This window comes from Flavobacterium sp. (genome assembly GCF_044338735.1).
Lineage (GTDB): Bacteria > Bacteroidota > Bacteroidia > Flavobacteriales > Flavobacteriaceae > Flavobacterium.
Genome location: NZ_JBIIWV010000156.1, coordinates 1 through 4,650, shown reverse-complemented (window position 1 = coordinate 4,650; position 4,650 = coordinate 1). Strand labels below are relative to the sequence as shown.

The window sequence follows — 4,650 nt, the reverse complement described above, 5'->3', positions numbered from 1 at the left end:
GAAATTCAGTGCTTTTAGCTACCGAAAAACAAGTAATGAAATTAGATAAATTAGGATTAAGTTGGAATGAAATTTTTATGTCACAAGAATTACTTTCCAATAAAAAAGCGAAAGAGTTTTCCAACTTCACAATCGATTTTTCTGAACAAAAAGAAGTTTTAAAACAACAATTTAAAGCCTTACATGAAATTGCATTGAAAACTGATAAGTCATTTATTGGTGCGGTTAAAGCTCAAGAAGCAAAGCAATTAAAAGGGTTAGACAACTTAGAAAAAAGATTGTTAAAAGCTGAAAAAAGGGTTCATTCTGAAACGGTAAATCGAATTGTTTCCATACAAAACGAGTTGTTTCCAAATAATAATTTACAAGAACGTAACGTGAATTTTAGCGAATATTATTTTGAATTTGGAACTAAATTAATGGAAGAATTACTGCGTGAATTAAATCCACTTTCGCAAGAAATCAAAATCATTACTTTATAATCAATATTTAATTGGAATTCTTCAAAAAAACACTAATTTTGCACCCAATTAAAAAATAGAAAAATGGCAAGTAATAGAACTTTTACAATGATTAAACCAGATGCTGTTGAAAACGGACACATTGGTGGAATTTTAAACATGATTGCTGAAGGTGGTTTCAGAATTGTAGCAATGAAATTAACGCAATTAACCATTGCTGATGCTCAAAAATTTTATGCGGTTCACAGTGAAAGACCTTTCTTTGGTGAATTAGTTGAATTTATGACAAGAGGTCCTATTGTGGCTGCAATCTTAGAAAAAAATAACGCAGTAGAAGACTTCAGAACTTTAATTGGCGCTACAAATCCTGCTGATGCAGCAGAAGGAACAATCCGTAAAAAATATGCAACTTCAATTGGAGAAAATGCAGTTCACGGATCTGATTCTAATGAAAATGCAGCTATTGAAGGTGCTTTCCATTTTGCTGGAAGAGAGCAGTTTTAGTATTCAGTAGACAGTCTCAGTAGACAGTAATGTCTATAATTTATAAATTATAAAATCCCGTTTCAACTGAAGCGGGATTTTTATCTTAATACCAAATGCGTTACCAATTCTTTCCGAAGTTCTTCATTGATCATTTTAATGATTTTATCTTTTCCATAACTTAATTCTTCTCGTAATACAGCAGAAGACAAAGCCACATAAAGCGTAGTGTGTTTCAGTTGGATTTCTGTTGTATAATTATTGACACCATTACCCATTACATTTTTCCATGCATCACGCACGTTAACAACATCCATGCCTACTTCCAACTTATTTTGTACAATAAATCGTTTGAGCACATCGGCAATAGAACTTTCTTCATTAAATCGTTTAGCCATACTACTTTATTGAAAATTTAACCGGTCTTTTATAATGATATTCTAAATCTTGTTGGTTTTTAATCACTAATTTGTCTTTTGATAATTCTATGATTTCTTCCTTCCAATGAGCATAAGGCGTATTGTAATGAATAGAAGCCGTTCCGTCTATAAGATCAACTTTAACTGTTTCCTGAATATTATTTGTCAAATAAGTACCGTCTATTTGAGGCATCACTTTTTTCCTAAACCCTTTTTTATTCTCTATTTTAAAAAAATCAATAGTCTCGTTAACCTTATATTCCTTTTTATCACCATCAGGTAAAATAACTTTCTCAATTTCCCAATAGCCATTTAAATGTTGCAAATCGGCCTCTACAAAAGATTGTTTACACGACAATAATGCACCAAAAACAAGAAACAACATTACTTTTTTCATTCTTATTCCTTTTTAATGGGTTAAATTTACAATAAATTCTGTTTTGAATTAAACTTTTTTGTAGTTTTAAAGTCTGAATAGTAATAACTCTTACTTTGTGTCTAAATGAAAATAATTGCTCTATTTTTTACCGGTTTATTCCTAATTAGTTGTGGTTCAGATGATGCATCAACTTCACCAATACCAGAAGAAACCATGTATTTTCCTGATAATGGCACTTCAGTTTGGGAAAGCAAATCAATAACAAGCCTCGGTTGGAATCAAGCAGCAGTGCAACCTTTACTCGATTATTTAGAACTAAAGAATACCAAAAGTTTTATTGTTTTACACAATGGTAGAATAGTTATGGAAAACTATTTTAATGGTCATACTGCAAATGAGTCTTGGTATTGGGCTAGTGCAGGTAAAACATTAACGGCTACTGTAACTGGGATTGCAGCTCAAGAAGGATTTTTATCGATTAACAACAAAGTTTCGGATTACTTAGGAACAGGTTGGACAAGTGCTCCTATAGCGAAAGAGAATCTAATTACCAATAAACATCTATTAACCATGACTTCTGGTCTTAATGATGCGCTAGGAGATGATGTTTCACCTGCAAATCTTCAATATGTAGCCGATGCTGGTACACGATGGGCGTATCATAATGTTTATGTAAAATTACAAGACGTTGTTGCAGCTTCAACGGGGCAAACTTGGGATACTTATTTCAATACAAAATTGAAAAACCCGATCGGAATGAATGGAATGTGGATTCAAAATCAAGGATTGAGTGTTTATTGGAGTAATTCTAGAAGTATGGCGCGTTTTGGATTGTTAGCGTTAAATAATGGAAAATGGAAAGATACTCAACTAGTCAATTCAAATTTCATGCAACAAGCCACAACTACTTCACAAAACATTAACTTAGCTTATGGCTATTTATGGTGGCTGAATGGTAAAACAAGTTTTAAATTACCGCAAACTCAATTTCAATTTAATGGAGAACTAATTCCTACTGCACCAAACGACTTGTATTGTGCTTTAGGAAAAAATGATCAAAAAATATATATTGTTCCCAGTAGAAAATTAGTCATTATCAGAATGGGAAATGCCGCTGATAATGAAAATATGGCGCTATCAGATTTTGATGAAATCTTATGGGAAAAAATTAGTGCCGTTATAAATTAATTTTTTTTGAGATTTTTTTTACCACTCAAAAGTTTGATAATTACATACATAATGATTGAAAAAGAAATCAATCGCAAAGCCATAAAAACAAACCCCATTTCGTCAAAAGGAAATGCAACTAAAGCTAATACCAATGCTACTAAAAGCAGCTTAACCATTTTATATTTTAAAAATTCCATCTGTTATTATTTAAAAAATGAATCCACAAATTCATACTTATTAAAAACTTGAAGGTCTTCAATTCCTTCACCAATTCCAATATATTTAACGGGTATTTGAAATTGATCTGAAATACCAATAACAACTCCCCCTTTTGCTGTTCCGTCTAATTTTGTAACGGCTAAACAAGAAACTTCAGTTGCGGCAGTAAATTGTTTGGCTTGTTCAAATGCATTTTGACCTGTGGAACCATCTAAAACTAAAAGTACATCATTTGGAGTATTTTCAACTACTTTTTGCATTACTTTTTTCACTTTAGAAAGTTCGTTCATTAACCCTACTTTATTGTGCAAACGACCAGCAGTATCAATAATTACAACGTCGGCGTTTTGTGCTACAGCGCTTTGTAAGGTATCAAATGCAACCGATGCAGGATCACTTCCCATTTGTTGTTTCACGATAGGCACACCTACTCTATCTGCCCAAATTTGTAATTGATCAATAGCAGCTGCTCTAAACGTGTCTGCAGCTCCTAAAACTACATTATAACCCGCTTTTTTAAACTGATAGGCTAATTTACCAATTGTTGTGGTTTTACCCACTCCATTTACTCCAACAACCATAATTACATAAGGCTTTTTATCTACTGGAATAGAAAATTCTGTAGCTTCTCCCGAATTAGTTTCCGATAATAAACTGGCAATTTCTTCTCTAAGTATTCCATTTAACTCATCAGTTCCCATATATTTATCACGGGAAACGCGCGCTTCAATGCGTTCAATAATTTTTAAGGTTGTATTTACCCCAACGTCTGAAGAAACTAATATTTCTTCTAAGTTGTCTAAAACCTCATCGTCTACTTTTGATTTTCCGGCAACGGCTTTTGTAAGCTTGGAAAAAAAAGACGTTTTTGTTTTTTCTAATCCTTTATCTAATGTTTGCTTTTCTTGTTCGTTTAAAACAGGCTCGGCTTTTGATGAAGAAAATATTTTTTTTAAAAAACTCATTTGAAATGATTTTTTGATTTATTGTACTAGTTGATTGAAAACGGAAATTTGCATCCTTTTGATTGTTCATAGCCCCGATTGAAGCAAACTACCGTGTAGTGTGAAAAGCGGGAACATGGTTTAAAAAAGGCGCTTTGATTGGCTTCAAATAATTATAGTGACAAATGTAAAAATAAAAAAGCTACTTTCAAACGAAAGTAGCTTATCTATATAATTGTTTTTATGAATTATTTCTTTTTCAAGAATTCATCAACTAATTCAGGAGCCATCACAGATTCAACGAATGTGTAAGCGCCAGTTTTTGGAGATTTAACCATTTTAATAGCTTTGGTTAATCTTTTAGAAGCTGTTTGTAAAGTTGCTACGGTTTTCTTTGCCATGACTTATCTTATTTAATTTCTTTATGAACTGTTACTCTTTTTAAAATAGGATTAAATTTTTTAATCTCTAATCTATCTGGAGTATTTTTTTTGTTTTTAGTAGTAATGTAACGAGATGTTCCAGGAACTCCTGAAGTTTTGTGCTCTGTACATTCTAAAATAACTTGGATTCTA

9 protein-coding genes are annotated in these 4,650 nt (G+C 32.1%); 3 read left to right on the top strand and 6 right to left on the bottom strand.

What is annotated here, in order from left to right; genetic code table 11:
* Together bshC and ACIQZC_RS09150 are read left to right on the top strand one after the other, a co-directional pair.
* On the top strand, positions 1-482 hold a 482-nt coding region (gene bshC / locus ACIQZC_RS09155; RefSeq protein WP_396138923.1), incomplete at its 5' end, for a bacillithiol biosynthesis BshC.
* A gap of 63 nt (positions 483-545) precedes the next feature.
* Complete coding sequence (locus ACIQZC_RS09150; protein WP_396138922.1) at positions 546-965, top strand: nucleoside-diphosphate kinase; 420 nt, start codon at positions 546-548, stop codon at positions 963-965.
* Positions 966-1,045: 80 nt separating this feature from the next.
* Here the strand turns inward: ACIQZC_RS09150 and ACIQZC_RS09145 are convergent, their stop codons facing one another.
* Both ACIQZC_RS09145 and ACIQZC_RS09140 read right to left on the bottom strand, forming a co-directional pair.
* The gene (locus tag ACIQZC_RS09145; RefSeq protein ID WP_396138921.1) at positions 1,046-1,342 is read right to left on the bottom strand and encodes a DUF721 domain-containing protein; all 297 of its coding nucleotides are present in this window, start codon (positions 1,340-1,342) and stop codon (positions 1,046-1,048) included.
* Between the two features lies 1 nt (position 1,343).
* Complete coding sequence (locus ACIQZC_RS09140; protein ID WP_396138920.1) at positions 1,344-1,760, bottom strand: lipocalin family protein; 417 nt, start codon at positions 1,758-1,760, stop codon at positions 1,344-1,346.
* A 105-nt stretch (positions 1,761-1,865) separates the two neighbouring features.
* Between ACIQZC_RS09140 and ACIQZC_RS09135 the strand changes: the two genes are divergently transcribed.
* A complete protein-coding gene (locus tag ACIQZC_RS09135; RefSeq protein ID WP_396138919.1) occupies positions 1,866-2,930 on the top strand; it encodes a serine hydrolase domain-containing protein in 1,065 nt (354 codons plus the stop codon).
* Here ACIQZC_RS09135 and ACIQZC_RS09130 read toward each other — a convergent pair.
* From ACIQZC_RS09130 to rpmG, 4 genes are all read right to left on the bottom strand, one after another.
* Entirely contained in the window at positions 2,927-3,109 is a 183-nt protein-coding gene (locus ACIQZC_RS09130; protein ID WP_396138918.1) for a hypothetical protein, read from the bottom strand. The two genes, ACIQZC_RS09135 and ACIQZC_RS09130, sit on opposite strands and share 4 nt — an antisense overlap.
* 6 nt (positions 3,110-3,115) lie before the next feature.
* Positions 3,116-4,096 carry a signal recognition particle-docking protein FtsY gene (gene ftsY / locus ACIQZC_RS09125; protein ID WP_396138917.1) on the bottom strand — a complete coding sequence of 327 codons (981 nt, stop codon included), beginning with the start codon at positions 4,094-4,096 and terminating at the stop codon, positions 3,116-3,118.
* Between the two features lie 227 nt (positions 4,097-4,323).
* Positions 4,324-4,476, bottom strand: a complete 153-nt coding sequence (locus ACIQZC_RS09120; RefSeq protein ID WP_113988621.1) for a DUF4295 domain-containing protein — start codon at positions 4,474-4,476, stop codon at positions 4,324-4,326.
* Between the two features lie 8 nt (positions 4,477-4,484).
* A partial coding sequence (rpmG, locus tag ACIQZC_RS09115; RefSeq protein ID WP_396138924.1) for a 50S ribosomal protein L33 occupies positions 4,485-4,650 on the bottom strand: 166 nt, incomplete at its 5' end.